This is a genomic window from Arsenophonus sp. ENCA (genome assembly GCF_002287155.1).
GTDB classification, from domain to species: Bacteria; Pseudomonadota; Gammaproteobacteria; order Enterobacterales; family Enterobacteriaceae; genus Arsenophonus; species Arsenophonus nilaparvatae.
Map to the genome: position 1 here is coordinate 1 of NZ_NHNG01000751.1, position 2792 is coordinate 2792.

Genomic DNA, 2792 nt, shown 5'->3' on the forward strand with positions numbered 1-2792 from the left:
TGCAATGGCCTATAACTTATCAAGAGCGGTTGCTCTGATATTATGGATGATTTTCAGTCTATTATTTGTACAAACTAAAATCAGAAAAAGAGAAAATCTGCACGGTGGGATATTGTTGAAAAAAAAATTCCACCCCTTTTGCGACAGCCTCTTAGGGGCGGCGTGACAGAGATGTCACGTTGCTACCCGACCAAATTATCCAGAAGAGCATGGGATAATCATGTTAAATGTCAGGATAGCAACACCTCCGCCGAAAGCTGCAGATTTACCTCCGGGTATTATGTCTTCATACATTTGGTCATTAAAACCAGGCAGCAAAGTCACTATTTCTGGGCCATTTGGTGAATTTTTTGCTAAAGAAACTAATGCGGAAATGATTTTTATTGGTGGAGGTGCGGGTATGGCACCAATGCGGTCACATATTTTTGATCAATTAAAGCGTTTAAAATCTAAACGAAAAATCAGTTTTTGGTATGGGGCTCGTTCAAAACGTGAATTATTTTATGTTGAAGATTTTGATCAATTAGCTGCTGATAATGAAAATTTTACCTGGCATGTTGCGCTATCAGATGCAATACCTGAAGATAATTGGCAAGGGTATACTGGCTTTATTCATAACGTTTTATATGAAAATTATTTGAAAGATCACCCAGCGCCAGAGGATTGTGAGTTTTATATGTGTGGTCCTCCTGTGATGAACGCCGCAGTTATTAAGATGCTTAAAGATTTAGGTGTTGAAGATGAAAATATTTTATTAGATGATTTTGGTGGTTGATTGTTTCCGGTATTTTAACTTTTTGTATCATCATTGAGTTAATATGGACTTAATATGCTTAAAAAAATTTTATGCTAAAAAATAAATTATTCAATTGGATTATTACCTTATCTACTATTTTCATGCTTTGTGGTTGTTTTGAGACAGAGCAAAAGAGTATTCAAGGGCAAACGATGGGAACTTACTATGTTGTTAGGTACGTCAGTGAATCATCTCATCCTTTTTGGGAAACATTGCGTGACGATATTGATAGCCATTTAGAGGAAGTTAACAATCAAATGTCAACTTACCGCCCTAAATCTGAATTAAGCCAATTTAATCAATTTCAACATGTAAATACGCCATTTCCTGTTTCGTTAGCCATGATGACAGTGATTAAAGAAGCGATTCATATTAATAAATTAACCAATGGTGCGCTCGATATTACTATCGGACCATTAGTTAATTTATGGGGATTTGGCCCGGAAGGAAGGATAACCAAAGCACCACCGGAAGAGACGCTTCAGTTGCGCCGGCAATGGATTGGTATTGATAAACTTGCGATTAAAGGTAATAGCCTGATAAAAAAAATACCTCAGCTCTATATAGATCTGTCAGCTATCGCTAAGGGTTACGGCGTTGATGTTATAGCAGAATATTTAGAGTCACAAAATATTGATAATTATATGGTCGACATTGGTGGTGAAGTCCGCACAAAAGGCCATAATGGTAAAGGTGTAGCGTGGCGTATTTCGATTGAAAAACCTTCGGATAAAGGGCTAGAACAGTCGGTACAAGAAATTATTGAGCCTGGAAATATGTCAGTTGCTACCTCAGGTGACTATCGTAATTATTTTGAACAAGATGGGGTTTATTATTCACATACTATTGATCCCAAGACCGGTAGACCGATAATTCATAATTTGATTTCTATTACTGTTATCGCCCCGACTTGCATGATGGCAGATGGTTTATCTACTGGCCTAAATGTGTTGGGGGCTGAAAAAGGAATGGAGTTAGCTGAACGTTTAAATTTACCGGTTTTCATGGTCGTTACGACTAATAAAGGTTTCGAAGAACGTTATAGTTCAGCATTTAAACCTTATTTAGTAAAAAAAATGTAGCGGGGTCATTATGTTAAAAATATTTATCACTACTTTGGTTTTTTTCCTGCTTGCTTTTATTGCTATGTCACTTGGCTATATTATTAAACGCAAGCAACTTCAAGGAAGTTGTGGTGGATTAAGTAATATAGGAATTGAAAAAGTTTGTGATTGCCCGCAGCCATGTGAGCTTCGCAAGAAACGTATAGCAATGGAAAAGCGTCAAAAGCATCAGCAGATTAACAACCGTATTATTTAATAAAAAATCTCGTTATTAATAGTAATAACGAGATTATTAATATTTTTGATTTTTTTATTATCTTATATCTTTAAAATATTTAGGTGAATCGACCATAACTTCATCTGCACCTAGCTCTTTAGCCAGTTTATAATCAGCTTCATCTTTTATGCCAAATAAAACGATATGTGCACCACCGCTGGCGCGGAAACATTTCATTGCTTCATGATCCCAAACTAAATCTGAGGATGAGCGGGCTTCACCAAGAGTATATTTTTCCACAACTTCTACTTTACGTCGCATTTCCAGTCCATACCAGCGCTGAGTATTAACTTTTTTATCAATCAAACAATGATGATTCATAAAGCGTGTTGCTTAATAGTGAAATAAGGGTGTTTCGGTGATTGAAGTAAATTTTACGCTGTTCTGAGATGGAAATTCCAAAGACCTGCGCTAAGGAGTAAGAAGGTATCATCAATAAAGGGTCTACGATTCCGTAAAATTTGGGTCATGCAACCGAGGCGCTTGATACCCGCGATGGCGTGTTCAACTGTAATACGGATGCCCGAGATTATTTTATTTTCTTGTTTTTGTTCAGGCGATAAAGGTCTTTTTCGAGTTCCTTTTTTTGGGATTTGTGTATTAGGATGCTGTTTATCTATACCTTGAAAACCGGTATCTGCCCAGATGGTTACCT

Annotated in this window: 3 protein-coding genes and 2 pseudogenes; 3 read left to right on the top strand and 2 right to left on the bottom strand. The window is 36.8% G+C overall.

The genetic code is table 11. The features are described from left to right. Positions 1 to 193: 193 nt before the first annotated feature. The 3 genes and pseudogenes from nqrF to nqrM all read left to right on the top strand — a co-directional run. Positions 194 to 775: pseudogene (gene nqrF / locus CBG25_RS19505) on the top strand (NADH:ubiquinone reductase (Na(+)-transporting) subunit F); the annotation flags it as partial. Positions 776 to 846: 71 nt separating this feature from the next. Next, on the top strand, positions 847 to 1878 hold the full coding sequence (locus CBG25_RS19510) for an FAD:protein FMN transferase (RefSeq protein ID WP_290608726.1): 1032 nt from the start codon (positions 847 to 849) through the stop codon (positions 1876 to 1878). A gap of 10 nt (positions 1879 to 1888) precedes the next feature. Continuing rightward, positions 1889 to 2116: a (Na+)-NQR maturation NqrM gene (gene nqrM / locus CBG25_RS19515; RefSeq protein ID WP_290608728.1), complete on the top strand. Its 228-nt coding sequence runs from the start codon at positions 1889 to 1891 to the stop codon at positions 2114 to 2116. A 57-nt stretch (positions 2117 to 2173) separates the two neighbouring features. On the opposite strand, the pseudogene CBG25_RS19520 reads toward nqrM, so the two are convergent. Further along, positions 2174 to 2458: pseudogene (locus CBG25_RS19520) on the bottom strand (glycerophosphodiester phosphodiesterase); the annotation flags it as partial. 53 nt (positions 2459 to 2511) lie between these two features. Beyond that, positions 2512 to 2792 (bottom strand): transposase family protein (locus CBG25_RS19525; protein ID WP_290603775.1); only part of this gene is annotated, 281 nt, incomplete at its 5' end.